This is a genomic window from Kitasatospora sp. NPDC059088, assembly GCF_042738155.1.
Classification (GTDB): Bacteria; Actinomycetota; Actinomycetes; order Streptomycetales; family Streptomycetaceae; genus Kitasatospora.
The window spans coordinates 1-25,565 of sequence record NZ_JBHYGR010000137.1 but is presented as its reverse complement, the minus strand read 5'-3'; the positions used below and the strand labels follow the sequence as shown (position 1 = coordinate 25,565).

The window sequence follows — 25,565 nt, the reverse complement described above, 5'->3', positions numbered from 1 at the left end:
ATTTTTTTGGGATGTGGGGCCCGGGTTTTATTTATAAACAAACGGGGGGGCGGGGGGGCGCGGGGGCGCGGGGGGGGGCCCCCGGGGGGGCCCCGGGGGGGGGGGGGGGGGTTGGGGGGTATTCGCCTGCGGCGAATCCGTGGGTTTGCTCGGGTGGTTCGTGGCTGGCGTGGGGCGTCGCTGCGCTCCGCCTATTGGGTGGCATTATGCCGGGCCTACGGCCCGTCAGCCGGTCGTCTTTCCGGTCTTGTTTGGCCGGTGTTTTCACGGCCCTACGGGCCGATTGTCTGGCAGGGCTTTCCCGGGCTGCGCCCGGGGGCGGGCGTTGACGATGTGACGCGGAATTCGGGTAGCAGCCCATCCCTCCGGACGGGCGGGGTGCCGGCCGGGGCCTGCGGCCCTCGGCGTTGACGATGTGTCGCGGACTTCCGGTATCAGTCACAACCCCACCCCCGGGAGCCCTCCCTCGGCCCCGGCCGGTGGGGCGCTCGGGGGCGGTTTCGCCTTGCGGCTGCTGGGCTGGCGGCCCATCCTCCGCCTCCGGGACGGGGCCTGCGGCCCTCGAGAGACACCCCCGGGCCACCGGTCCGGCCCGGGATCTCCCGGCCCCGGGTGGCGGGCCCTCACAAGCACCCCGGACGGCGGCCCCTGACCGGCCCTCAACCGCAGACTCCCAACCGGAATCCGAACCGAATCCAGCAGCGTTTCCACGGCTTCCGCACAGCGCTATCCTACAGGTTCCCTGACGGGTGCCGGAGGAGAACAAGCAACCTCGCGGAAACCGTCCATCACGGCTCTATCCGGCCGCGCTCCAGGCGAGAATGCGAATTTCTTTCCACTTTCTTTCAGGCGGCAATCAGAAAGCCTTGCGGGGCGCAGCGGACAGAAATCGAATCCAGGCGCACCGGAAAGGGGCCTACGGCCCTCCACGACGACACGGCGACCGCCCTTCCCGACCGTCCAGGAAATCCCGTCCAGCATCACCCGAGCAATTCCCGGAGCAGCGACACCAAACCGAACACCAGACCAGGACGGCGGCCAGGGCGAGGCGCAGCGGGGCGCGGCACCGGGCGGCCAGGGCGGGCACGGGCACAGCGGCCGGACGGCCAAAACGAGCGCAGCGGGGGCGGCCTGACGGCCGGCCAGGACGCCGCCGACCGGGGCGATGTCCTGGCCGGGCGGTGCGTCAGGGGTGCGGCAGGGTGTTCGTGAGGATGTGGACGGTGGTGGTGAGCAGCGGGTGCAGCAGGGTGTCGGCGATGGCTCGGGCGGCGGCCGTGCACAGCAGGTTCAGAACGGCCGTGACGACCGGTCGGCGGGCTGCGGCGTGCAGGGCCTCCAGGGCTCGGCGGACAGGGGTGGCGAGGCGGTGGGCGTTCACGTGGGTGCTCCTGAGGTCGGGGCGGCGGTGTGCCGGCCGGGCATGGAGCAGTCGAGTGGTTCGGGAAGGGGTCCGGCGAGGCGCTTGGGTGACGAACGGTGTGTCCGTCCTGGTCGTGGGGGGTTCGGCTAGGGTTCGACGAGCGTTCGGAGCAGCCGGAGGGGAGCGCGCGGTGGGGGAAGCGATGGAGGAGTTCGGGCGGGAGCTCCAGGCCTTGAAGGAGGCCTCGGGGTGCTCTCTGGCGGAGATCATGAGGCTCGGCGAAATCTGGTCGGAGAAACACCCGGCCCGAGCGGTGAAGTTCAAGAAGCCGTCCCTGAGCGAGTGGTTCAACGGCAAGTCCGTACCGTCCGACCCGCAGGTGCTCCGCGCCCTGGTAGAGGTGCTGGAGCCCCTCGCCGAAAGGCGCGATCCGGGTCGCCCGCGCAAGGGCGTCGAGGAGTGGGAGAGGCTGCGTCGGTCAGCAGAGCGTGAACGGCGCCAGGGCATGGGCGTGCCCCGGGGCACGGCCGGCGACGCGCACGTCCGAGGGGCCCGGACCCGGCGGTCAGGTAGCGGGGAGGAAGGCGGGCGCGTAGCCGCGGGGCAGCCTCAGGACGCCAGCAGCGGGGACGTCCCGGGCACAGAGTCGGGGAACGGCGCCTTCGCGGCGGGCGACGCCGCGAAGGCCGCCCGCCTCCTGGCCGCGCTGCCCCCGTACGAGCCGTGGCTGCGCACCCTGCGGGCCAAGCCGATGGACCGCGTCCACACCAGCGTCGACGACGCGTTCACGCTCGCCTGCGAGGAGCTGCGCGCCGAGGTCGTCGGCTTCATCGACCCGGCTCTGCACCAGGCGTACACGGTGGTGGAGGAGACGGCGATGGCACTGGAGCTCGAGCTGGAGGGGATGCACGGGCCCGACCCCGGGTCACCGTGGCGGGTCCTGACGGACTACGTCCCCCAGCGCCGCCAGCAGCTCGACGGCCTGCACGCGGCCCGCGACCGGTTCGACACGGCCTACCAGGCCCTGCTCGACGTGCTGAACCGACACGGGATGCTCCCGCAGCCGGACCGTACCGTTCCCGGCTTGTCCGAGGCACCAGACACCGGGCCCGGCAAGGCCGGAACCGACGACGGAGCCGTGGCACGGGCCGACACGGCCCTTCGGGCACTGCGCCGGGCACTGGAGTCACAGGTCCCGCTCGACGGATTCGACAGCGACCTGGTGATCGACCCGGGGGCGTCCGGCGACGAACTCGAATGGGAAGAGATGTGCGACCCCGCCCTGCGCCGGCGCAGGGCCTACCGGGGCGCCCTGTCGGAAGTACGGGAGGCGTTCGACGGGCTCGCGCCGTACCTCCTGCTGGTTCTGGGCCCCGACCCCACACGCGAGGACCTGGAACGAGCGGACGAACGCGTGCGGCGACTGCGTGCTCAGCACATGTGGCCCTGACAGACCCTCAGCACGCCAGCAGCCCCGCCCCAAGCCGGCCCGGTCCGGACGGCGGCCAGCGGGCGACAGCGGCCGGGACCGCCGCCGAGGACGACGACCGGGCTGCCGGGGCGAACGCCGAGCCAGGCTTCCATACTCCCGACGGCACCGACCGCAGCAGGGCTCGGCGGGACGGGCAGCCCGTAGGCCCCCGGGGCCTCCACCGCCCCGCCCCACAATTCCGACCCGAACTCACATCACCACCAGCAACCAATCCGCCAAAACAACCGGGCGGAATACCCGGTGGAATTAACCCCCGAAAACAACCCACGGCACCGAGCCCGCCCCCCCAAGCGGCCCGACCCGACCCCAACCCTCCCTCGCCACCACACACAGTCACCAAAGCAGTCCGGCCACCTCTCCCTCGCCACCACCCCAATAGGCACAACCAAAGGTCCAGACAACCTGGCCCCCGAGGACAAAACACGCCCACCACAACCAACAGGTCACACTCGACGGCCCCTCACCGGGTAGAGCTTCGCGTGCAGCGCGCGCGGTCCTCCCACCACGGATCGTCCGGAGTGGAGAGCAGCGCGGCCACCAGCTCGCGCTTGGTCGGGACCGGCAGCACCAGCGGGCCCAAGTCCTTTGCGGCGCAGGCCTTGTACGCACTCCGGGCACTCCAGCCGGTCCGGCCCACCTTCTCCCGCAGCTCCAGCGAGGAGCCCGCTCTTCCCCCGATCGAGCCCCGGCACGTCCAGCACGGGCGCAGCGCAGCGTTGGTCGCGCGGACCGGACGAAGGGGCAGCGCCCCGCAGGATTGGTGTTGTCGGAGGAGGGGCTAAGCCGCAGGAGAGCCAGCCACCGCTCCGCGCGCGATGCGGGCGCGGCCGTCTGGCGACAGGACAACGAGGTAGTGCCGGTCCGTGTCCTCGACACGGGCCAGTGTGATGGAGGTTTTGGCCGCTGCGAGCGCCTCGGCGGCCGGGCCGGCCTCCTCCGTCATCCGGTCGATCCGCGAGTGGAAGCGGGTGAGGTCCTTTGCCGGGCCGGTGATCCAGATCGCGATCCGCGCACCCCGGCGCAGCGCGGCGAGCAGGTCCGTACGCAGCGGCCCGTCTTCGGCTTCCTGGAGAAGCAGGTCGTGCAGGCGTTCCTGCCCGCATGGCTGGGACGGCGCCCCCTCGGCCAGCGCTCGACACTTGCGGCACGAGGCCAATGCCCGCGGCTGGAAGTGGTGCAGGAAGAGCTTCAGGTACCGGTCGCGGATCCCGCACAGGGTACGGCCCGCTCCCCCGGCGTGCTCGACACCGGGCACGCCTTCGACCTCGACCGCGGGGAACTCGGCCGGCTCACGTGCGGTCGCGAACGACCACGTCCCGCCCGAGGCGTTGAAATCAGGAGTGTCGACCATGCTAGGCAGCATGCCACGCCGAGCAGCTCGCCTCCCGCGCGAGGGCGCGGGGCAGCCGCACGACCCACATGCCGCGCTCCTCGACGAGGTGCAGGTTCGTCCAGGGCGGAGACCAGCGCGGCCACCAGCTCACGCTTGGACGGGGTCCGCCGCCGCGCGGGCCTGTGCGCCCCGGCGCTCAGAGCATCCCGGACTCGGCTGTCCGGGCCAGGATGAGCTCTGCCTCAGCCGCCGTCAGACGCAGACGTGAAGAGCTTCTTTGCCCGAAACAGCGGACCGTGCATTCATATCCGCTGTCGGCGACCTCGGTGACGGACACGCACATGTGCATCGGCACATCGCACCCCTGAAGACCTCGTTCGAGGTGAAGGTGGCGGCGCAGCGCGGCGAGTCTGTGGTGCGGTGGCAGGGTGCGGTGGGCGCGGCAGTCGTTGCAGTTCAGGAGGTGCTGCACGCTGCCTTTGCGGGCGAGGAATTCCTTGCCTTGGCCTTCCATGGTGTTGCAGCTGCCGCACAGGGGTCCGCGGATTAGGCCGTGTTCGTGGCAGTGGTCCCAGGCGGCTGCGGGCCGGGCCGGTTCGCATATCGCGCACAGGAAGTCCTCGGCCCGCGGCCCGCGTTCTCGTACGCCCGCGTAGGTGGCTCCTGCCAGTTCCTGCTGGTAGCGGCGCAGTCCTGCGGCGGCGCAGGCGGGGCAGATCACCTTCCAGCCGCTGGTGGTGGATGTGTGCCAGGTCGAGTCCGTGCTGTGCGCGCCGCAGGTGCCGCAGACGTGGCTGCTGGCAGCCAGCGCGGTCTCGGCCTCCTCCCACTGGTCGAGAATGAGAGCGAGGGTGCGCGGGATCAGCCATGTGTCGTGCGACCAGACCAGCGTGGGGACTGGAAGCACGCAGGCGATGGAGTGGTTGGCGCAGCGCTGGAGCAGGCCCTCGGGGGTCAGGCCGCAGGGAAGCGCCCACCCGTCGGAGCGGCGCTGGCAGGACGTTCCACACGAGCAGCCGTTCTTCATCCGCATAACGAAGCCCGCGTGGTCGGCCCAGCGACGGATCTGTTCTCTCCAGCCTGTGCGAGCTGGTGTCGCCGGCTTGGGCTTGCCGGGACTGTGCGGCCGTGGGTCGACGAGGTCGCTGGGGTCCCACGACAGCGCGACTATGGTGCGCCCGGCTGTGCGCACCTCGGATTCGTCGAACTGCCACCGGTTTGCGAGCTTGTGGGCACGCACCGGCACATGCCCGAAGAAGACGAAATCGTGCTCGGCGAAACGCTTGCGCTGGAACTGCTCCGGCACCGTCGGGACCGGGCAGCCGCGCATCTCCTCGGCCAGGCACTGCACAGCCAGCTTTTGACTGATCATCCGACCAGCCTGCCACCCGGCTCTGACAACGGGCCAGGGTGATCGGCTGATCCGGTCTGGTGGCGCAGCTGCGAAGCTCTGCCGACTGAACCGGGTCGCAACCGCGGGTCCTGGCGCCCTTCCGCAACAGGCTGCGGGTCGCTTCCGTCCTTTGTCAGTGGGGCTGTGGCGGGGAGGTCGTCTGCCAGGGGCCGAGGGCGTCGAGCAGCGCGGTCTGCTGGGCAGTGTGCCCTCCGGTGGAGGCGAGGCGGTTCTGCTTGCGTAGCCAGGATCCGGGGCGGAAGTGGGGGTCGCTCGTGTGGCCGGTGCGGTTGACCGGGCCGGTGAGGCTGCCGCCTTCGGCGAGGTAGGCGGTCAGGCGGCGGTAGGAGCGGTTCCAGTCGGGCTCCAGTTGCCAGAGCGGGTCGAGGGCGTCGAGGGCGTGGTGCTGGTGGTCGGTCAGGCCCGCGGCCTTGCGCTGGCGGCGCATCCAGGCGCCGATGGCGTAGCCGTCCAACGTTGCTTTGACGGGGATGGCGAGGTGTCCGGTGCGGGCCGCCCAGGCGCGGGCGTAGGCGTGGCCGCGTTCCCAGGCGCCTGCGTTCTTCGACCAGATCATGCCGAGTGCGTCGAGTTCGGTGATACGGGCGAGGGCGAGTTCACCGCAGCCCTTGAGGTGGCGCTGGCGGGCGATCCAGGTCATCAGGGGGCTGTCGTGGTCGGGGTCGGTGGGGTCCAGGTGGTGGTGTTCGGCGTGGAAGGCGGCCGCATCGGCGTACATGCGCTCCCACTCGCGCCAGCGCGTGCCCTCTTCCTGGAGCCGGCGGCGCCGCTGGACTGCGCCGGCCAGGTGCGGTGGCAGGTCGAGAATGTCGACGAAGGCTGTCCAGTCGGGGCCGTCCGGCAGCGCTCCGGGGAAGGCGTAGCGGGTTGGGCGCTTCGTGGGGTGGGGGTGCTGGGGCGGGCGCAGTCGGCAGTGCTCGGCGCTCTGCAGCAGGGGTGCCAGGGAGTGCTCGGGCGGGGCGAGGAGGCGGGTGCCGGCTGTGGTGAGGCTCAGGTAGTGGGCGGTGGCGTCCAGCAAGAGGCCTGCCCAGGGCGGGAGTCCGTAGGTGGCGCAGCGGGCGGGGGTTCGGCCGTGGGGTGGGGCGTGGAGGGTGAGGGTGGCGCGGGTGGGGTGGTAGTCGGCGGGGGTGGCGGTGGCGAGGTGGTGGAAGGGCGCGCCGGTGACGAGGGCGGTGGCGAGCGCTGCGGCGTGTTGGGGGTGGGCGAGACGGTGGATGCGCTGGACGGCCTCGCTGGGGAGGCTGTCGAGCAGGGGGCGTCCCTTGGTGCTGGGCGGTGCGGGGGTGCAGGTGGTGCAGAGGGGTTCGGGGATGTCCGACAGGGCGAGGCGGGTCAGGGTCGGGATCGTCAGCCAGTCGAGGCTGGAGGCGCGCGGGATGGGCGGCAGCGACGTGCTCGGCTGGGGGCAGGGCAGGGCGTGCGGGGGCAGGCCTGTGGTGGTCGTGTGCGCTGTCTGGTGCAGGGCCGCGGTGAGGGCGGGTGGCGTGGTGCGGTGGCAGACGAGGGTCAGGTGGATGCCGGTGCGCTGCTGCAGGTCCAGCAGGAGCCGCCAGGTGGGTGGGGCGAGGAGGTGGGCGCGCAGGACAGTCACGTGCCGGGCAGGGGTGGCGAGGATCCAGGCGGCCGTGGCCGCCCACAGCAGGCCGTGGGCTCTGCTCCAGGGGCCGGGCGGGGTGTAGGGCTTGTCGAGGGCGGCCAGGACGTCGAGAGCGAGGTCGTCGGCGCGGGTGGTGCCCGGAGTCGGGTGCACGGTGATACGGCCAGCAGCGGGGTCGTGGGCGGCCAGCGCCGCCCTGGTGCAGGCCGCGTCGTCGCCCGGGTCGAGAGCCAGAGTGACACCGGGCACCGGGCGCGGGTTCACGTGCTGATGCCGATGCGGTCGTAGACCTGGCGCAGCAGGTGCTCGTCGATACGGGTGCCGCCCTGGGCGGCCAGGCCGTCGGTGGCGAGTTTGGTGATCCGGGCCCACTCGCGGAAGTTGCCGTGCGCGGCCTGCTTGTCGACCAGGGCGATCAGATCGGCGTCCACGCCCCCCCACAGCGGATGGAAGGCGGGGATGGTGGCCAGAACCTCGGGCAGGGTGAGCGGGCGGGCCTGCTGCCAGATGTAGACGCGGGAGGCGAGCATCGGCTCGCGGCGCAGCACCTTCGCGCAGCCGTCACCGCCGGCGAAGACGACGGCGATGTCGGTTGCGGGGTCGTCCCACAGGTAGCGCCAGTACTCGAAACACTCCCTGGACATCCACTGGGCCTCGTCGCAGACCAGCACGTGGAAGCCGCGGGCCAGGGCGTCTTTGAGGACGGCGTCGAACTCGATCGGGCGTGCGGGCGGCTCGCCAGGCAGGCCCAGGGCACGGAAGAGCTCGTGGCGGATGTCGCGCGGGGTGGGGCGGGCCCGGAACGCGATCCGGTAGGAGTTGTGCGGTGCGAGCAGGCGCAGCGAGGCGTTCACCGACAGGGACTTGCCGTTGCCCGCCGCGCCGGAGATGCACATCATCGCGCGGGCCTCCAGGGTGGCGGCGATGTTCTCCCGGGCGGTGCGCAGCGCCTCGGTGGCGACGGTGCAGGCGCCTTCCAGGTGCAGGTAGTGATCGGCGCGCTCCGGCGGCAGCATGCCGGGACGGACGGCGGGTGCGGTGGTCACGATGCGGGCTCCTACGGATTCAAGAGATAGGAACGGGCAGGCAGATGGGGCCGGTGGCGGGTCTGAATGGGGTCACGGCCCGGCCGGCCGGGCCAGGGCGACGAGCGGGGCTTGAAACGGGTCGTAGGCGGACACGGGTGCGACTGCGGTGCGGTGCGGACTGCGGCCGTTCAGGCCGGTGGATCCGCTGGGTCGCCGTCGGCGCGCTCGGGCTCGGCATGCGCCGTGGTGCGGGGCAGGACCCATCCGTCCGGGACCGGGGCGTGCGGGAGTAGCCCGGGCAGGGCCAGCGCTTGGAGGTCCCGGCCGTCGGCTGCCGCGAGCTCGGCGTCGGCCTCCGCAGCGGTCAGGGTGCCGAGCGGCCGCGGCGGGGCCGGGGTGGTCGCGGCGGCGAACCGTCGACGGCGCAGCTTCTCCGCGGCCTTCAGGTCCGCGCGCAGCCGGCGGGCGGCGGCGGTGCGGGCCGAGCGCAGAGCACGGACCTGCTCCGGGCTCGCCTGCTCGGCGAGATGAGCGGAGCCAAGGTGGCGGCCGGTGGACGCGTCGAATACCTCGATCTCGCCGTCGTGGTGCGGCAGGTGGCGCAGGCGGACCTTCGTGCCGGTGTGGCCGACCATCCACGGGGCGATGTAGGCATGGCGGCGCCAGGAGATGCCGTTCGTGGTGATCGTGCGGGTGCGGCCGTCGTCCTCCAGGGCGAAGAACGCGAGGTGCTCGGGCGGGACGTCGCGCAGGGGCGTCGGGTCCGCGTTCCAGGCTTCGAGGGGGGTCAGGCCGCCCAGGGCGGACGGGTGGTGCCCGGTGTTCCACCAGCGCACCCAGTCCAGGAGCAGCGCGACGAACGCGGCGAACGTCAGCGGCGGCGCGTCCGGATCGGCGAGCCGGCCTCCGGTGAGCCTTTGGCGGTGGGTGTAGCGCGGCAGGGAGACGAGGAACATCTCCTCAACCGCGTCGTTCAGCGCCTCGACCGTGCCCTTCAAGTACGGGGTGTAGGCAGGCAGGTCATGCACGGGGACCGCGAACGCGCCCAGCGCGGCGGTCACCGTGGTGGACAGGAACTCCTTGCCCCGGTCGACACGAACCAGGGCGGGTAGGCCCCCGGCGGGGCCGAACGGTTCGGTACGGGTGATCGAGGTGCGCAGCGCCGCCAGCACCGCGTCCCTCGACGGGGCGTGCGGTGTGACTGCCAGGCCGAGGATGTACTTGGTGGCGCAGTCGATGAACCACGTGATCCACGGACACCCCAACTCGCCCTCGACATCGACCTGCACCGGCATATGCTTGTGGTCGCCCTCCCAGCACGCGTTCCTCCACAACACCGGCCGCTTCCCGAACACGTCATGCGCCCGCCGGGCCGCCTCCCCGCCGCGCAGACCGGCCCGCTCCCCCACCGACAACTCCCGCACCACCGCGCGGTGCAGTGCCGACAGCGACAGCACCGGCCCTGTATCGGGGTCGTCCGCCGCGAGGGTCACCAGTTCACGGTGGACGGCCGAGACGTTGCCTCCCCACAACGCCAGCAGACGCCGGATCTCCGGGGTGACGGTCAGCTGCGTGCGGGGGCGCGGCGAGAACCGGCCTTCCTTACGCGCCGCGGCGACCCAGTACCACACCGCCCGCACAGTCACCCCGAGAGACGAGGCGACCAGCCGCACATGAGCAGTCGTCAGCTCACCCCGGCCGTCCAGATCCATCAACCTCGCCACCGCGGCGGACCGATCCAGCACCGGCCCGAGCGGATCAGGAACTACCACCACACCCCCAACTTGCTGAAGGGTACGAGTCCGCGGAACTCGGCGAATTCGCTGTCGGCAGCAGGCTGTCCCCCAACACCTGGCCACATCCCGACACGCCGCACAACAGCACACGATCGAAGGGAAGCTCCGCAGTCGATGTTTCACCGGACGCCGATCCCCACAGGTCTCCACTGCCACGGGCAGCAGCGTTCGGCTCCCGCTGTTCACCACCGCGGCGGGCCCCTTTCACCAGCCCCGGGGACCGCCCCCGCACATCGCGTCGGGAACTGAAGCATGTGCTCGGGCTGGTGAAGGCATGGCCGGCGCCGGCTGAAACAGGTAGAGGACGCACTCGCTGGTCGTCATGATCTGCACATGGAGCGAGTCATCGATCTTGATCACGCGGCTGTCGAAGTCGCCGAACGCAGGACGGACTGGGAGCGCCGGGGGCTGGTAGTCGGGCACGTGAGCTGGCGGGACGAGGCCGCGCCGTGGCCACAGCGCCTCGAAACGGACCGGTCTTCGGTGACCGAACCCGACTCGATCGGCATCCTCATCACAGGCCCCGGCGACGCGCAGCTCTCGGTCGTTCTGTTCCGTGGCGGGTGGGCCGACATCGACTTCATCGCGACCATCGACGACGCGGGAGCGCTGCCGACCCCTGACATCGATTCAGCTCAAGCTTTCGGTGATCTTCTCGATCACTGTGTGGCCCGGGTCTTCGGTCCACAGGGCTCCGAGAGACAGAACACTCCATAGAAAGCTACGAGCCGCGCAGCTCCCGCTCCAGGACCACGGTCACAGACCACGCCCTGGGGTCAGCGATAACGATCAGCGCCAGCTCTTCACCGCGATACAGCGCGACACTTCACCGCGCATCCGGCTCCACCGTTCACCAACCCCGGCTACGGACACCCGTGACCAGGGAAAAGAACCTCGGCCACCCCGGTGAACAGCCATGCCGAGCCAGTGAAAACCAAACGCCGATCATCACAGAACGTCACCAGAACGACGCCGTGGACGGGGCCCGGCAGTACCACCGAGAAACCCCCAGTGAAAGCCTCCAAGCAGACCCCCCGGAAACCCGCACGGACTACCCCGGGAAACCACCCGCAATACCACCACGGAGAACCACCGAACAGCCCCCCTTAAAACCCCGGCGAACACACACCAGAACACCCGTCGTCAAACACCCGGAACCAACCCTTGCTTCCTCCCCGAAACCGCACCGAACACCGGCCTACAATCGACACCGACTCTCCCCGCAAAACACCCGGATACATCCCCTGGACAACCAGGGCACAGCACCGGGGGGAACGAGCCGGGGAAAGCCGGAATGACTCCCCCATGAAAGAAGCCTAAGAAAGCTCAGGCCTTCGACGGTGGTCAGGGCCTGACGACCCCTCGGGAAATCGTCCCGGATATCGCCTACAACACCGCAGGACAAACGCCCGAAAACGGGCCCCACAGCCCCTCCCGGAAACCCCGGACACAGAGCCGGCCCGACCCACCGCCCCCCGGCCCAGCCCCGGCCGCAGAACTCCGTGGGCGGAGCCCGGCCGGGGAACTCGGCGGTGGAGCTCCGCCCCGCGGACACCCCGGGGCACCCGCACCCGACAACCCCCGGGGCAGGAACAGCCGGCCTCCCCTGGCAGGATCGCGGTCAGGGTGCGCGCCACAACCATTGCCCGTGACGCGCACCCCCACAACAACCCCAGCGACCCACACCTCAGGGCCCGACCGGACCGCCTCCAGGGCACAGCGGCCGGGACTGGCCTCTGACAGGCGACCTTGACCGATTGCCAAGCGATCTTGACCGAACGGGGCAGAGGGAGGTGCTTCTTCCTAGGAGCCCGTGCTCGGATCATTCAGTGGTTGCGATTGCGCCGCAGGCGAAGCAGAGGGGCGTGTGCTCGCCTGGGGCAGCTGCGGTTCCGGCCTCCAGGACCAGAGCGTGCCTAGTGCAGCTGGCGCAGGTCCGGATCGGCCAGTCGGCGACGTTCTCGTAGCCTGGTTCCCATTCCAAGCCCAGGCCGACGCCGACGTAGAACATGGCGAAGTTTTCGGCATTGTGGTGCTCTACGCCGCAGAAGCGGCACTGAATAGGCGTGGAGCCGACGACCAGAGCAAGCTGCCCACAGTCGGGGCAGTCAACAGTTCGTTCAGCGTGTGTGGCTAGGGCAGGAAGGAGACGGCCCATGCGAGCCTTGGTAAGGGCCTTCAAGCTGTGGAGCCGGTTGAGGATGTAAAACTCGCCCTCGTTGGCGTACTCGAGGTCTATCCCGTTGAGGTTTGGGATGAGGTGCTCGTTGATGAAGAGCAAGAGGAAGTCAAGGATGACGGCGGTACGGGCTTGCACAGCTTGGGCGGGGACTGTCAGGCCGAAGTGCTGAAGTGCGTTGCGCCATGCGGCGAGCTTCTTGAGCTCGTCTTCAGCGGATCTGGGGAGCTCCAGGCCAACGATGCCGCGCAGTCGAGCGATGGTTTCGGCAGTCCCGCAGCTCTCGAAGTCTCCGCTCTGGAAACGTGCGCGGTCTGCGCGGCCAGGATCCTTGAAGACCAGACTCCAGTGCTCCTGCAATAGCCGTGCTTTCAGAAGTACCTCGGCAGCGGCCTGTAGGTGAAGGACGGCGTACTTCAGGTCACGGGGTTCCGGCTCATCTGCGAGGTGGTCGACCACACTGTCCAGATAGTCCATCGCGTTGCGGACGGGTGGATACTCAATGTGCGAAGCCGCACTCGCTGACCTTCGAGTCATAGAACCTGAGCCTATCGGCCTCCTGGGAGGTCGCGGCGTGTCCCGCCAAGGTGAGCCCAGGGGCAGAACTGCCGCACTGGGCTCACCAGTCAAGGTCAGTTGTCAATCGGTCAAGATCGCTTGTCAGAGGACAGGGACGGCGCCGAGGACGGCGGGGACGCCCGTCCCAACACCCCCACCCAGAACACCCCCACCAGGACGAACACCCTGAGACCGTCCCAGCCATCCGACGACAAACCGGCCAACTGAGACACACACCCAGAACCGGGCGGCGGCAGGACGGCCCCAACGAACGGAGCCCAGCCAGCGGCCGTTCCAGAATTCCGGAACGGCCGGACAGCAGGACAACGGAACGGCCCGGACCCACGGCAGGAAACCCGGATCTCCACCGCCGCGGCGGCCCGACCGGCCGGACCGGCCATGGACGAGCAGGACGCCGTCCTGGCCGCGGGCGGCGCAGCGGAGGGAGGAGGACGACCAGGACGGCGTCCCGGCGGCGGCCACCATCAGGACGCCGACACCAAACCGGCCCGGACCGCGGGCGGACAGCCACCGGACCGGAACACCCGTCCCCACACCCCGGAAAACCCGACACAAACCCACAGGGAAAAGCAGCCAGAAAACCAGCAGGAAAACCCCGGCAACCCAGCCCGTAAACCCGCCTCACAAACCACGGGGAAAACCCGGGAAACCCGCCACCGAAAACCCCCGCACTCCACAGGGCACCCGACACCCCCACCACTCGGATGACATGCACACAGCGAACACGGAACGTTACCAGAACCAGGCCCCCGCAGGCCGCCACCCCAACCCGGACACCACCCCGAACCGCACTTCAAGGGCACCCGATAAACGCCTAAAACACCCAAAACAACCCAGCCACAGCCACAAGGTCACACCCTCCACCCCTCACTTGGCAGGACTCGCTCCAAGGGGCTCCTTGAGCTGCGCTACCGGCACCGCGCTGAGTACCTGTTTCCGAACCCCTGGCTGACGGGACTTCGGTAGCCTGCTTGCAGGCGGAGAGTTGGCCAAGTTCGCCCCGGCGACCTTGAGAACGATCAAGGCTCTCCGGCCACCGACTGACTTCGCCGGCCTCTGGCGCCTGGTCTTCATGAAGAACGCCACACGCGTCTCATGCGCCCCCAGCGGTTCCGTTCGCCGAACGGTCACAGCAACCGTTCGGCGAACGCTTCCTCAAACCTCGCTTTTCGGGCAACCCCCGGCTGGCCTGCTACTTCGGGGTTCGAAAACAGGTACTGATGGAATCGGCTGTACGTCAGATCGACGGGACAAGCAGCGCCGGGAACCGCGAACACGCCTACGCCCGGCGGGCCTCGAAGGAGCGACCGTGACCAGAGTCCTGATGCAGCACGTTCAGCGCGCAACCGCATGCCTGGCAGTCGCACTCCTGGCCACCGGCACACTGTCCGCAGCACCCGCCGCGGCCGCCCCCGCCAGCGACGCCGAGATCCTCTACGCGGCCTGCGGCACCACCGCAGACTGGTTCGGCGACATCCCTCTCAGGAACACGGTCTCGTACGTCAGCCTGCACTCCTACTCACACCTGTACTTGCTGTCATTCGGCTGCCCGGCCGCCAGCATCCCTTCCGCCGGCTGATCCGAACCCCGCAACCGGCGACGTCCAACAGCAGGGCGGCCCGGCAGCCGGACGGCCGGCCCCGACGGCGGTGCGCCCGACCGCCGGACTCCTCGGGCGCACGTACGATCTGCTGGTGGCCGCGAAGCAGATGACGTTCGACTACCCCGACGACCTCCGCCAGGCGCAGCGCGCCCTGGTCGCGGCCCGTGCCGAGCGCAGCGGATTCCTCGCCGGTCTGCCGCCGTGGGGTGGTGACCTCAAGGCCATGCTGCGAGGGGTGGGCGAGGAACAGTACGCCGAGTCCTCCCGGCTGGTCGAGGCCGAACGCCAGGCCGCGCTGGTGGTGATGGAGCACCCGTTCTGGGCCCAGCTCCCCGCCGGGGACCGCGTCGCCGCCCGCACCGCGCTCATGCACGTGGACGAGACGCCCCCGGCCGCGACGGCGTAGCAGCACGACGGGCTGCAGTTCCCCTTCCGGCCGCCACCCCGTGCGGGGTGGCGGCCGTCGTCGTCCCGGGGGCGGATTCCCGCAGGCCGGAAGGGGGTTGACCGGCCGGCAGGACGGTGTAGGGCATGCCCGCCCACGGGCCCGCCGGTCATCGTGGAGCCCGTTCCCGGCCGGGCTTGACCGGCTCTCCCTCTCCCCTACCGTGCGGTGCCACGGACCCGCCCCGGCCACGCCTGGGGGCTGGAGCTCGCCGGGTCCTCGGGCGTGCGACGGGCTGCGGGGGAGCGGATCAGTACGGGCAGTTGTCCGGGTCTTCGTCGTCTTCGTCGTCCCCTTCGTCGTCGTCCCACCAGGGGTCGTCGGCGTAGTGGTCGCAGGCGGCGCTCGGCTGCCAAGAATGCTCGGCCCGCTGCTGGCCGCAGCGGATGCAGACGTCGCCGTCGGTGGCCGTCATCGGTTCGAAGCCTGGGCACGGGCTCTCTCCGTGCTCGGCACTCCATGATCCGCAGCGTCGGCAGCGCGGCTGCTGGGCCGTCGGGTTGGGGTAGACCGTCGCGTCTCCGCGGCCCGGGTAGGAGAGGGCGATGAGGCCGGTCGCCAGTACGTGGGCGGATCCGCCGTGGTGGAGCACGTCCAGGACGACGTGGCGGATGCGGCTCGTGGACGCGTGGCGGGGCAGGGGGCCGGTCGCGGTGCCGTAAACGATGGTCGCCGCGGGCATGGTGGTGTGCCGGGCAACGGTGTCGGTGGTGAGCTCGGTGAGGTGGCTCAGTCCGGAATCCGCGCCCGGCCCTCGTCCGCCGGGCCAGCAGCAGGCGATGGTGTGGTGATCGACGTCGAGCTGCACCGGGAGCCGGCCGTCGGCGGTCTGCCGCAGGGCCCCGTCCGCCTGGTCGGTGTGGAGGTTGAGATGGGTGACGCCGTAGTGGTCGATGTGGAGGGTGGCCGAGATCCCCCCGAGGCTCAGGGCGGGAAGGGTGGAACCGGTGGCTGGGACGAGGTCGGCGCCACGGTTGACGAGGTGGCGGATCCGGTCGTGGTGGTCGGCGATGCTGTTCCAGCCCGCCGGGCTGTGCTGGTCCGTCATCGGGCCCCCCGCGAGCGGGCGGTGGGCCGGGCTCCCGCCCCGGGCCTTGCGGTTCGGAGCCTTGACGGGTCGAACTCGGGCATACGGGTGTCCTCCTCGGTGGGTACGGGGGGTGTGCCCTGGGCCGCCCGGCTGCGGCTGCCCAGGGCACACGTGCCGGTGGTCCGGCGTCCCCTGGTAGTCCGGGGAGGAGGGTGGGGATGGTGTCACGGATTCCGGCATCGGTGCCTCCCCTTCATCGGCTGCGCGGTTCAACGGCGGCCGCCACCGGGTGGTGGCGGCCGGGGGCGGACTGCCGGCCCCTCCGCAGCTCCGGGGTCGCGGAGAGCGGTGCGGCAGGGGTGTGCGGGCGGGATCAGCCCGCCACGGTCTCGGCCTCGTGCTGGTGAAGCGCGTCCAGGAGCGCGGCCTGGTGGTCGGTCAGCTTCCCGTCGGTGCGGGCCGTCGCCTGCTTGCGCAGCCAGGTCCCGGGCCGAAAGGCGGGGTCGTCGCCGAGGCCGGTGCGGTTGACGGGGCCGTCCAGGGTGCCGCCAGCAGTCAGGTAGGCGAGCAGGCGCCGGTACGATCTGTTCCAGTCCGGCTCCAACCGCCACAGCTCGTCCAGGCCGTCCAGCACCGCCGTCTGCTCGGAGGTCAGGTTGTCGGCGCGGCGTTGGCGGCGCATCCAGGCCCCGACCGCGTAGCCGTCCAGCTTCTCCGCAGCGGGGATCGCAAGGTGGCCGTGCCGGGCGGCCCAGGCGCGGGCATAGGCGTGGCCGCGCTCCCAGGCGTTCGCGTGCTTCGACCAGATCATCCCCAGCGCCTCCAGCTCGCTGACCCGGGCCGCGTCGAGGAGGCCCTGGCCGTTCAGGTGGCGCTGCCGGTCCAGCCAGGAGATCAGGCCGGCGTGCTTCTCGCGGTCGGTGGGGTCGAGGTGGCCGTGCTCCAGGCGGAACGCGGTCGCGACGGCGTGCATGCGCTGCCACTCCACCGCCCGCGGGTTGAACGCCCGCAGCTTGATCGTCTGGAGGATCGCCCCGGCGTGGCGGCGGGCGTCGATCCGCAGCCAGTCCACCGCCGACCCCTGCTCCACCGCCGGCTGGCCGCCCTCCCCCGCCCCGGCGGCCCCGTCGGCGGAGGCCTCGGCCACGGTGGTGGTGAGCCGGGGCTGGGCACGGTGGGCGCGCACTTCGGTGATCCGGCCCACCACCCGGGCGTCATGCGCCGCCAGCGCCCGCAGGACCCGCCAGATCGTCCGGAACGAGGAAGCCTCGATCCCGGCGTCCGCCTCGGCCTTCACCGCCTCCCCAGCGTCGCGGACCTCGGCCGGGTCCGCGGCCGCCGTGTCGTCCCCGACCTCCGGCGTCGGCAGGTAGACCGGGATGACGATCCAGGAGACCTTGCCCTGCCGGTAGGACTGACGCAGCGCCCGGCCCACCGCCTGGACGATGTCGATCACCGACGACTTCGGATCCGCGAAGCACACCGAATCCACGGCCTGGACGTCGATTCCTTCCGACAGGAGCCGACTGTTGCACAGGATCCCGCACTCCTCGCCGTCCTCGCCGGTGTGGGCCTTGAACTCGGCGAACGCCTGGCGGCGCTCGCGCAGGCGGTCGGTGCCGGCCACCGCCTTCGCCCAGATCCGCTCCGGCCGGTCCGCGTCCTTGAGCAGGCCGACGGCGGCGGGCAGGGTGCCGGCGAACTCCCGCGCCCCGGACACCCGGGAGTGGAAGGTGATGACGCGGCGCAGCCCCAGGTCCGCGACCGCGCGCAGCACCGCGACCTGGAGGGCCAGGCGCAGCAGTTCCTCGTTGGAGCGCTGGGAGCGCAGGTCCGCGACGGCGGGCAGGTTCAGCAGGTCGCGCAGGTCCTCATCGGTGACGACGGGGACCAGGACACGGTAGTCGGCGAGGTAGCCGTGCTCGATCCCCTGCCCGAGGGTCCAGGTGAAGCAGGTCTTGCCGTAGATCGTCTCGTCGTCCATGGAGCAGAGCGCGGGCAGCGCCTGGCCGTCGGTGTCGGTGAGGTCGGCCAGGCCGTCCTTCGCGCGCCGGTCGTCGGTGATCCGCGGGGTGGCGGTGAAGTACAGCCGGCGCTTCGCCGGGACCTGGTCGTCGGCGTGGACCGCGGCCCACGCCTTGCCCTCCGAACCGGCCGTGCGGTGGGCCTCGTCGACCACCACGAGGTCCCACTCGGGCAGGCCGTATAGCTGGTGGGCCTGGACGATGCGTTCCAGCGAGGCGTAGGTGGCGTACACGGTGACCGGCTCGCCGGGCTTCTCCTTGGCGACCAGGTCGGCGATCCGCGGGGCCTGGGTGGTGACCTGGGCGTGGACGCGGCCGCCGGCCTCCGCGCTCTCCAGCGCCTCCTCCCGCGAACACGCCGCCACCGCCAGCCCTCGGCGTCCGCCCCGCAGCGACCAGGCCTCCGCGGTCTGCTCCAGCAGCTCGATCGTCGGCACCAGCACGAGCACCCGGCCCTTCGCCGCCACGCGGCGGGCACAGCCGGCCGCGATGAGGGTCTTGCCGGAGCCGGTCGCGGCGACCACCGTGGCGCGGCCGCCGTCCTTCACCTCGCGTACCGCGGCCGCGACGGCATCCTTCTGGAACCAGTGCAGCGGCAGCGGGTTGACCGTGCCGGACGGCTGCGCCGGAACCGGCGGTACGGCCTGGGCGCGCGGCCCGGCCAGCACGTCCTGCTCGGCGACGGTGGTGGTCTCCACGGCGGTGCTTCTCCTTCGGATGCTGAGACGTCGGGGCGGCGCGGGCGGTGCTGTGGGAGGGTCGGTGCGGTCGGACTCTCCCCGGGGCCAGGTCATGGATGGGGAGAGGCCGACCGGACTACTGCTGGTCCTCGGGGATCCAGCCGCGGACCTCGAGGTAGGCGATGTCGGCGTCCTCGACGGCGCGGCCGGTCTCCACCAGCCACTCCCGCATCGCCTCGGTCACGTCGCCGTGGTGGTCGGCGACCCGCTGGGACCACTCGGCTGCGTCGAACCCGCCGGTCGAGCTGGAGCCGTAGGTGCGTTCCTCGGTGCCGTCGGAGCGGGGGATGAAGCCGCGGCGGATGCCGCCGGAGTCCTTCTCCGAGCCCGCGCTGTAGACGTACTGGTCGGCCTTCATCCGGACGGTGAAGGCCAGGCGGCCGCCTGCCTGGCCGGTCTCGTGCACCACCGGGGCGAGGTGGGAGGCCCCGGAGCGGATGGCCTGCTTGCCCGCGCGGCCGGCCATCGACCCGCCGGCCTCGCCGACGGTGTCCTTGCCCCGCACCCGCGCCTTCTGCCCGGTCTTGGTGCGGCGCCGCTTGGTGTTCGCCTCCGCGATCCCGGACAACGCCTCGATGTCACGCTCGCCGCCGCGCACCGCGCGGACCAACTGACGCAGCGCGCCGACCATGCTCGCGCCCTTGCCCTTCGTGAAGAACTGGCTGACCAGACTGGCGTCCCTGCCCAGCAGCTTGGCGACCTGGCGCTTGGTGTAGCCCTGGTCCAGCAACTCCTGGGTCAACCGGGCGGCTTCGTTCGGGCTGTTCGGGTCGGCCGGGCTCACTGGTCAACTCCTTCGCTGTGGTGTCAGGTTCGGTCGCGGGCGGATGCCCGTCAGGCCCCAGCCGCGGGCAGGCGCGGTTCGGTCGGCTCGCCGTCGGCGAGGTAGGCGTCGGCGAGCTCGGCCAGGTCCCGCACGAGCTCGTCCGCCGCGGCCCGGTCCACGCCATGGCCGGTCCGGTCGCCGGCGTCGGCCGCGGCAATCGCGTTGTCGAGGTCGGCGGCGTAGCGCACCACGGAGTCGTAGATCCGGGCGGTGGTCATCAGGTCCAACGGCACCTCGCCCCTCACACGCCACATCCGCACGGTCTCGGCGACGTGGCGCAGCAGGGCGGTGGCGTGGGCGGCGGGCAGCATCAGCTCGCCGTCGTGCCGGTACAGCACCAGCGGGAACTGGCCGTCGCGGGTCCTGTGGCGTGCGTCGTCGTGGCCGTTCAGCTCCTGGGTTGGGCGGCAGGCTTGGTTCGGGTGGTTCGGGTCGGCCGGACTCACTGGTCAGCTCCCTTCTCGGTGGCGGAGAGTTCGGCGCGGCCCAGGACGCGCAGCTTGAGGTACTGCTCCTGGCTGGTCGGGTGCTCGATGGGGCCGGTGAGGTGGCCCTTGAGGAGGTAGTCGCCGGGCTCACCGCGGTAGGGCCAGGGCTGGCGCTCCGTCAGGGCGATACCGTCGGTGCCGAAGTACACGACCGTGCCGGGCTTGGCGTGCAGGGCGCCGGCGTAGCCGACGACCTCCTTGCCCTGCCGGTACTTCATGTCCAGCAGCGCCGCCCGCGCCCCCGACCACACGTAGGCCGCCCACTCGGGGTGCGCGTAGGGGTCGCGGGAGAAGCCGGCCTGCCGCTGCCAGGTCACCACCTCGCTGTCCTGGCCCAGGATCTCCACCCCGGCGGGGAGGGTCTCGCCAATGGGGGTGGTGCCGGAGACCAGGCGCGGACGCTGGGCGAAGCCGCCGAGGCCGAACAGCAGCACGCTGCGGACGGCGCGGGAGGCGAGGTAGGCGGCCTGGCGCTGCCGCTCGTCGCCGTGGACGCGGGAGAGGTTGGTCAGGTCCGCCCAGGCCGCCTTCAACCGCTTGCCCCACTCGTCCAGCGGCTTGCCGTCCTCGAAGAGCAGGCCGCCCAGGACCTCGATCCGCCACGGGGCGAGGTGGTTGGACAGCGCCAGGTGGACCTCCGCGCCGCCCACCCACGTGGTGAACGTCGTCCCCGGCTCGGACGGGTAGACCCAGGCGCGGTCCCCGGTCACCGGGGCGGGCAGCAGCCCGACGTGGTTCCAGCCCTGCGGGACGGTCACGCGCACGTTCCAGTGCGAGCAGGACATCAGGGCCTTGGCCTGCTCCTGCTCGGTCATCGCGGCGAACGCGGCGGCGGTGATCCGACGGGGCGTGCCGACCGGGGACTTCCACAGGTGCTTGGCGTAGGCGAAGGTGCGGTCGTACTCGACGAGGGCGGGCAGCTGCTCCGGGACGCGCGGGGGCAGGATCAGCTCGGTGCGGCCCTGCCCGCCGGTCGCGTGCAGCAGCCCGCGCAGCTCCTCGGAGAGCACCGGGTAGCCGCCGGCCCACTTGCCGGTCGTCGGGACGGTACGCGACCACAGGTCCCGGCCGGTCTGCGACGGCGAGCCCATCAGGACCGCGTCGTCCCAGTGGCGGCGCAGCGCCTGCCACAGCAGCGTGAACGCCTGGCGGCAGGTCGTCACGTCGGCGCCGTCCGGGTCGAACCACTCCCCCATGGAGCGGATCTCGGTGCTGCCGCTGTCCGGCGCGGCGGCCGGGGCGTAGCGGCCGACGGGCTGGCGCTGGTGGACGAAGTGCCCGGCGAGCTTGTCCCGGCCCGAGCCGACGGCGGTGGCCCACCGCTCGGACGGCGTATTCAGCCAGGCGGCGACCGCGTCCTTGAGCGTGGAGTAGCGCTCGGCGCCGTCGTGCCAGGGGGCGCCGGCGGTGATGTAGATCCGCTCCGTGCCCGGCGAGGCGTGCAGGACGGCGTCCAGGATCTCGCCCGGGGTGCGGGCGCCGAGGTCGAGCCGCACGGTCCGGTCGCGCACCGCCAGGTCGCCGGTCGACGCGTCCAGGAACACCGTCGAGCGTGCCTGCTGGACGAAGTTCGGGCGCTTGGAGACCAGGCCCGTGGTGACGGCCTCGAACCGGGCACCGGCCGGGCCCTCCGGGAGGACGGGCAGCTCACGCGGACCAGCAGCAGCGACCGGAGCGACCGAGACCGCCGGGACGACCAGCGCAGCGGCGGGGGTGGGCAGCTCGGCGACGGCCTGGTCCTCGACCTCGGCCGGCGCCTCGGCCAGCGGTGCGGCCGGGGCCGGCCGCTCGAGTACGGGAGCCGGACGGGTCAGCGCCGGAGCGACCGCAGCGGCGGGCTCGTCGACCGGCGCGGCCACGGGCACCAGGGCGGGCGCGGCAGCAGCCTGGTCGTCGGCCTTAGCGGCGCGGACAGCGGCCGGGGTCGGGTCCAGCAGCGGGGCGATCCGCACCACGTCGCCGACCGACAGCCCGGAGGCCTTCGCGACCGCTGCGGCCTGGGCGCCCTCGTACCCCGCCAGCCCGGCCACCCGGCGCGCGCGCTGGGCAGTGAGCCTGTCCAGCTCCTTCTGCGCGGCCGCGACCGTCTTCTCGGCGGCCGTGATCTCGGCGCGCAGCCCGCGCAGACCGGCGAGCTCGACGGTGTACGACTTCCGATCCATCAGCGGGTCACTCCCCCTCTGCGGTACAGACGCCGGTGTCGGTGGCGAGGGGGCGGGCCCGACGGGCGAGGGTGAGCCAGCCGTCCGGGCCCCGAGTGCCGTGGAGGTCGGCCAGACCCGCGAGCAGGAAGGCGTAGGCGCCGCGCCTGGGAGCCCGCGGCTGCGCGGCGCCGCTCTCCCACTTGGCGAAGGTCTCCCGCCGGGTCCCCAGGGCCTGCGCCACCTCGACCTGGGTCAGGCCGGCGGCCTTGCGCAGCCGCTCCCGCTCGACCGGCTCCGGCAGGTCACCACCGTCCCGGGCCTTGGCCAACAGCGCGTCCACCGCCGCGAAGATCTCAGACATCACATACCTCCCGCCAGGAAAGATATCCGAGGCGCAACACCGTGAGCCGCATTCCGGACTCGTGAAAGTGCTCGTGATGACCTCACAGCACGGTCGGGGACCGCTCACCGAGCCGACGGCCGTCCTATGACCGGCGGTCCCCACCGCTTGCCGGGTGACCCCGGCCAGGGACGGCTCCTCAAGACCCCTGAGCTGCGCCGTCCGAGCCCGTACCAGGATCCCGGTCATGGAGAACCGTGACGCGGGGCGCAGTGGGCCGGTGGGCGAGGTTGCGGCGGACAGCGGCGACCCGCTGTCGCCGGTAGTGGTCGGTTCGGGAGCGAGCCTGGTCTCCGCGGCGCCATGCGGAACGAGTGCGGGCAGTGGGCGAGGTCGTGGGCCGGTGAAGACCTCCACTCCGATGGTTCGGAGCCGTAGCCGACGGATGTTCACGACCGCAGCACCAGCGTGACCGCCCGCCCCGTCCGCAGTCACCGAAGTGCGGGTTCGGGACCGGCCCGCTCTACCGCTCGGTCGGGCGGCGGGCGGCTTGGATCCGCTGGGCGTCCTCGGCCGCACGCCGGCCGTCGGCCGACCCCACAGCCGCGGGGAGGAGTTGAAGCCGTGTCCGCAGCGCCGATGCGCCCCGACCACCCCCGCGGCTACGGGGAGGAAGCCATGGACAGCCGCCCGCTGACGACAATGCTCGGCCGACCCCACAGGTACGGGGAGGAGGCCGACGAGTGGTCGAGCGTCCTGCTGGCAGCCCGCTGACTCCCGCTGGCGCGGGGAGGAGGGCTTTCCGAGAATGTGCGGCGCAATGTTCACCCGCTGCCCCGCTGGCACGGGGAGGCCTTCCTGACGTGTAGTGATGTAACGTCTTTGCAACTTCTTGACCGTGCCTCCCGAGCCGGACCCGGCGGGCGGGCGGCCCGCACCGGCCCGCCGGCCATGGAGCACCGCCGGGCACCGCGCCACGGCACACCGTCCCCGGGCACCGGACGACCCTGGGCGCCGGGCCCCGCGACCGCACGCCCGTTGGGAGCCGGGCGACTTCGCGGACGCCGTGCCCCGCGCTCACACGCGCGGGCCGGCGCACCCGTGCCCCGCCCCGGCGTCCGCGTCCCGGGTGCCCGCCACCCGCCGGGGCCCGCAGACGCGAAGAGCCCGGCAGGCGGCCCGACGCCCTGCCCGGGGAGGCGGGTCCCGTGGCGCCGGCGCACGGGCCCCCGACACGCGCGGGTCGTGTCAGGCCCGGCGCCGGTCATCTGGAATGCTGTTGCGGTCCACCGTCCACGGCTCTGAACGGCGGGCATTCCGAAGTACCGGGCGAACGCCGCCCGGGAAGCCCACGGAGAGAACGGAACAACATGAAGCCATCGGTACTCGTCGTGTCCACCGACCCCCAGGGGTCCGCCGTCGTCTGGGCCGAACGGGTGGGCGACAACCTCCCCTTCGACTTCATGGCCGCCCACGACCACGCCGAACAGCTCGTCCACCTCAAGAGGACCGGCGCGAAGATCCACGTCATCGCCAACCAGAAGGGCGGCGTCGGCAAGACCACCACCACGGTCAACCTCGCCGCCTGCACCTTCGACGTCCTCGGCACCAAGGACGAATACCAGCACATCTTCATCGACACCCCCGGCACCCTCGCCGACGAGGAGATCCTGCGCCGCGCCCTGGAGATCGCCGACGACGTCCTCGTCCCGATGATCACCGAACCCCTGTGCTTCGACCCCACCGCGCGCACCATCCAGAAGGTCATCGAACCGATGGGCATCCCCTACCGGGTCGTCGTCAACAACTGGGACCCCCGCGACGGACGCGCCGACCTCGAGGACACCGAGGCCTACATCGCCGCCCGCGGATGGCCGCACGCCAAGACCGTCCTACGCCGCTACAAGATCCACTCCCGCGCCGTCGCCGAGGGAACCGTCGTCACCCAGTACAAGGAGAGCGGCACCGCCTACCGCGCCCGCGAGGACTTCTTCCGCCTCTCCCTCGAACTCGGATACGGGGGCCGCTGATGGCCGGGCGCCGCGTCTCCTTCGCCTCCATGGCCGCCGACACCGTCGTCGACACCCCCGGCGTCGACCACACCCCCGCGGGCGGCGACACCCCCGCCCAGTGGATCCCCACCACCCACTGCCTGCCCAACCCCCGCAACCCCCGCGACGAACTCGGCGACCTCTCCGACCTCGCCAGCATCAAGGACCGCCAACTCCAGAGCTGCCTGGCCGTCACCCCCGCCGCCTACCTGCGCCTGTGGCCCGAAGACCGCCACCACCTGGGCGCCGGCCCCGACGACGTGGTCATCGTCAACGGCAACCGCCGACGCGCCGCCGCCGCACTCTACGGCCGCGAACGACTCCTCGTCGTCGTCGACGACACCGTCGCCCACACCAAGGCCACCCTCCTACGCGCCGCCCTCGACGAGAACATGGCCCGCAAGGACTTCGACCCCGTCGAAGAAGCCAACGCCGTCCAACTCATCGTCTCCCAATACCCCACCGCCAAAGACGCCGCCCAAGCCGAGGGCTGGTCCCAGAGCTGGATCTCCCACCGCAAGAACCTGTTGAAGCTCCACCCCGAACTCCAACGCCAGATCCGCGCCAAAGCCCGCGGCGAAGACGGCCTACCCATCAACGTCGCCCGCCGCCTCGGCTCCGTCAAAGGCATCGAAACGATGACCCTCGACCAGCAGACCGCCGAGCTGGAGCAGCTGCTCCAGGCCGACACCGACGCGGTGACAGCCAGACGCGCAGCGAAGCTGGAGGCCAAGGCGGCGGCCAAGGCCCCTGCCGAAGCGCCGGCGCAGCAGCCGGTGGTTCAACAGGCCCCGGCTCCCCAGCCCACTGCGCCCGCCGCCGAGGTGGTCACGCCGAAGCCCGCTGCCGACCGGTCGGAACCTGCACTCCGTAGTCCGCTTCCGAGTCCTGAGCCGGCTCCGGGCGCCGACCAATTTTCCGCAGAAAACCCCGCCCCCCTCCCGATGCCGGAACAGCGGGCCCTCACCCCGGCCGACGAGCAGCCGACGGTGGCCGCACCGGAGACGGACCTCGACCACGTCGACTGGCACAACGTCGAACAACTCGCCGACGCCATCTGCCGCACCCTCTCCCCCGACGAGGCCTACCGCCT

Annotated in this window: 21 protein-coding genes; 7 read left to right on the top strand and 14 right to left on the bottom strand. The window is 71.5% G+C overall.

The features are described 5' to 3' along the window. Positions 1–1,186 precede the first annotated feature (1,186 nt). Positions 1,187–1,381 (bottom strand): hypothetical protein, encoded by a 195-nt coding sequence (locus ACFWXO_RS37920; protein WP_045704081.1) that lies wholly within the window; start codon positions 1,379–1,381, stop codon positions 1,187–1,189. Positions 1,382–1,553: 172 nt separating this feature from the next. On the opposite strand from ACFWXO_RS37920, the gene ACFWXO_RS37915 reads away from it, so the two are divergent. Further along, complete coding sequence (locus ACFWXO_RS37915) at positions 1,554–2,813, top strand: helix-turn-helix domain-containing protein (protein WP_380529945.1); 1,260 nt, start codon at positions 1,554–1,556, stop codon at positions 2,811–2,813. 820 nt (positions 2,814–3,633) lie between these two features. Here ACFWXO_RS37915 and ACFWXO_RS37910 read toward each other — a convergent pair. The 6 genes from ACFWXO_RS37910 to ACFWXO_RS37885 form a co-directional block, all read right to left on the bottom strand. Beyond that, positions 3,634–4,206 (bottom strand): hypothetical protein, encoded by a 573-nt coding sequence (locus ACFWXO_RS37910; RefSeq protein WP_380529943.1) that lies wholly within the window; start codon positions 4,204–4,206, stop codon positions 3,634–3,636. 1 nt (position 4,207) lies between these two features. Then, positions 4,208–4,339 (bottom strand): hypothetical protein, encoded by a 132-nt coding sequence (locus ACFWXO_RS37905; RefSeq protein WP_380529941.1) that lies wholly within the window; start codon positions 4,337–4,339, stop codon positions 4,208–4,210. Positions 4,340–4,384: 45 nt separating this feature from the next. Continuing rightward, the gene (locus ACFWXO_RS37900) at positions 4,385–5,560 is read right to left on the bottom strand and encodes an endonuclease domain-containing protein (protein ID WP_380529939.1); all 1,176 of its coding nucleotides are present in this window, start codon (positions 5,558–5,560) and stop codon (positions 4,385–4,387) included. Positions 5,561–5,714: 154 nt separating this feature from the next. Next, a complete protein-coding gene (locus tag ACFWXO_RS37895) occupies positions 5,715–7,448 on the bottom strand; it encodes a helicase associated domain-containing protein (protein WP_380529937.1) in 1,734 nt (577 codons plus the stop codon). An 11-nt stretch (positions 7,449–7,459) separates the two neighbouring features. After that, the gene (locus ACFWXO_RS37890) at positions 7,460–8,245 is read right to left on the bottom strand and encodes an ATP-binding protein (RefSeq protein ID WP_380529935.1); all 786 of its coding nucleotides are present in this window, start codon (positions 8,243–8,245) and stop codon (positions 7,460–7,462) included. 170 nt (positions 8,246–8,415) lie between these two features. Further along, positions 8,416–9,951, bottom strand: a complete 1,536-nt coding sequence (locus ACFWXO_RS37885; protein ID WP_380529947.1) for a Mu transposase C-terminal domain-containing protein — start codon at positions 9,949–9,951, stop codon at positions 8,416–8,418. 405 nt (positions 9,952–10,356) lie between these two features. On the opposite strand from ACFWXO_RS37885, the gene ACFWXO_RS37880 reads away from it, so the two are divergent. Beyond that, a complete protein-coding gene (locus tag ACFWXO_RS37880) occupies positions 10,357–10,740 on the top strand; it encodes a hypothetical protein (RefSeq protein ID WP_380529933.1) in 384 nt (127 codons plus the stop codon). Positions 10,741–11,845: 1,105 nt separating this feature from the next. Here ACFWXO_RS37880 and ACFWXO_RS37875 read toward each other — a convergent pair. Next, the gene (locus ACFWXO_RS37875; RefSeq protein WP_380529931.1) at positions 11,846–12,679 is read right to left on the bottom strand and encodes a hypothetical protein; all 834 of its coding nucleotides are present in this window, start codon (positions 12,677–12,679) and stop codon (positions 11,846–11,848) included. Between the two features lie 1,411 nt (positions 12,680–14,090). Between ACFWXO_RS37875 and ACFWXO_RS37870 the strand changes: the two genes are divergently transcribed. Further along, the gene (locus ACFWXO_RS37870; RefSeq protein WP_380529929.1) at positions 14,091–14,360 is read left to right on the top strand and encodes a hypothetical protein; all 270 of its coding nucleotides are present in this window, start codon (positions 14,091–14,093) and stop codon (positions 14,358–14,360) included. A gap of 115 nt (positions 14,361–14,475) precedes the next feature. Further along, on the top strand, positions 14,476–14,790 hold the full coding sequence (locus ACFWXO_RS37865; protein ID WP_380529927.1) for a hypothetical protein: 315 nt from the start codon (positions 14,476–14,478) through the stop codon (positions 14,788–14,790). 289 nt (positions 14,791–15,079) lie between these two features. On the opposite strand, the gene ACFWXO_RS37860 is transcribed toward ACFWXO_RS37865, so the two are convergent. The 6 genes from ACFWXO_RS37860 to ACFWXO_RS37835 all read right to left on the bottom strand — a co-directional run bounded on the left by ACFWXO_RS37860 (position 15,080) and on the right by ACFWXO_RS37835 (position 22,442). After that, positions 15,080–15,877 carry a hypothetical protein gene (locus ACFWXO_RS37860; RefSeq protein ID WP_380529925.1) on the bottom strand — a complete coding sequence of 266 codons (798 nt, stop codon included), beginning with the start codon at positions 15,875–15,877 and terminating at the stop codon, positions 15,080–15,082. A gap of 355 nt (positions 15,878–16,232) precedes the next feature. Next, a complete protein-coding gene (locus ACFWXO_RS37855) occupies positions 16,233–18,581 on the bottom strand; it encodes a Helicase associated domain protein (protein WP_380529923.1) in 2,349 nt (782 codons plus the stop codon). A 118-nt stretch (positions 18,582–18,699) separates the two neighbouring features. Further along, positions 18,700–19,407: a helix-turn-helix domain containing protein gene (locus ACFWXO_RS37850; RefSeq protein ID WP_380529921.1), complete on the bottom strand. Its 708-nt coding sequence runs from the start codon at positions 19,405–19,407 to the stop codon at positions 18,700–18,702. A 50-nt stretch (positions 19,408–19,457) separates the two neighbouring features. After that, positions 19,458–19,895, bottom strand: a complete 438-nt coding sequence (locus ACFWXO_RS37845; protein ID WP_380529919.1) for a hypothetical protein — start codon at positions 19,893–19,895, stop codon at positions 19,458–19,460. Further along, entirely contained in the window at positions 19,892–22,099 is a 2,208-nt protein-coding gene (locus ACFWXO_RS37840) for a hypothetical protein (RefSeq protein WP_380529917.1), read from the bottom strand. The genes ACFWXO_RS37845 and ACFWXO_RS37840 overlap by 4 nt, the downstream gene beginning before the upstream one ends. Before the next feature lie 7 nt (positions 22,100–22,106). After that, on the bottom strand, positions 22,107–22,442 hold the full coding sequence (locus ACFWXO_RS37835) for a helix-turn-helix domain-containing protein (RefSeq protein ID WP_380529915.1): 336 nt from the start codon (positions 22,440–22,442) through the stop codon (positions 22,107–22,109). A 603-nt stretch (positions 22,443–23,045) separates the two neighbouring features. Here ACFWXO_RS37835 and ACFWXO_RS37830 point away from each other — a divergent pair. The 3 genes from ACFWXO_RS37830 to ACFWXO_RS37820 all read left to right on the top strand — a co-directional run. Beyond that, positions 23,046–23,195, top strand: coding sequence for a hypothetical protein (locus ACFWXO_RS37830; RefSeq protein WP_380529913.1), 150 nt, complete (start codon positions 23,046–23,048; stop codon positions 23,193–23,195). A gap of 596 nt (positions 23,196–23,791) precedes the next feature. Beyond that, entirely contained in the window at positions 23,792–24,451 is a 660-nt protein-coding gene (locus ACFWXO_RS37825; protein ID WP_380529911.1) for a ParA family protein, read from the top strand. After that, positions 24,451–25,565: ParB/RepB/Spo0J family partition protein (locus ACFWXO_RS37820; RefSeq protein ID WP_380529909.1), on the top strand; the 1,115-nt coding region annotated here is incomplete at its 3' end. The genes ACFWXO_RS37825 and ACFWXO_RS37820, both read left to right, overlap by 1 nt.

Bases quoted from the DNA above. Each gene is read 5' to 3' on its own strand.
- ACFWXO_RS37910 (WP_380529943.1), bottom strand. From the start codon at position 4,206: ATGGTCGACACTCCTGATTTCAACGCCTCGGGCGGGACGTGGTCGTTC.
- ACFWXO_RS37900 (WP_380529939.1), bottom strand. From the start codon at position 5,560: ATGATCAGTCAAAAGCTGGCTGTGCAGTGCCTGGCCGAGGAGATGCGC.
- ACFWXO_RS37880 (WP_380529933.1), top strand. From the start codon at position 10,357: ATGGAGCGAGTCATCGATCTTGATCACGCGGCTGTCGAAGTCGCCGAA.
- ACFWXO_RS37875 (WP_380529931.1), bottom strand. From the start codon at position 12,679: ATGGACTATCTGGACAGTGTGGTCGACCACCTCGCAGATGAGCCGGAA.
- ACFWXO_RS37860 (WP_380529925.1), bottom strand. From the start codon at position 15,877: ATGACGGACCAGCACAGCCCGGCGGGCTGGAACAGCATCGCCGACCAC.
- ACFWXO_RS37840 (WP_380529917.1), bottom strand. From the start codon at position 22,099: ATGGATCGGAAGTCGTACACCGTCGAGCTCGCCGGTCTGCGCGGGCTG.
- ACFWXO_RS37835 (WP_380529915.1), bottom strand. From the start codon at position 22,442: ATGTCTGAGATCTTCGCGGCGGTGGACGCGCTGTTGGCCAAGGCCCGG.
- ACFWXO_RS37825 (WP_380529911.1), top strand. From the start codon at position 23,792: ATGAAGCCATCGGTACTCGTCGTGTCCACCGACCCCCAGGGGTCCGCC.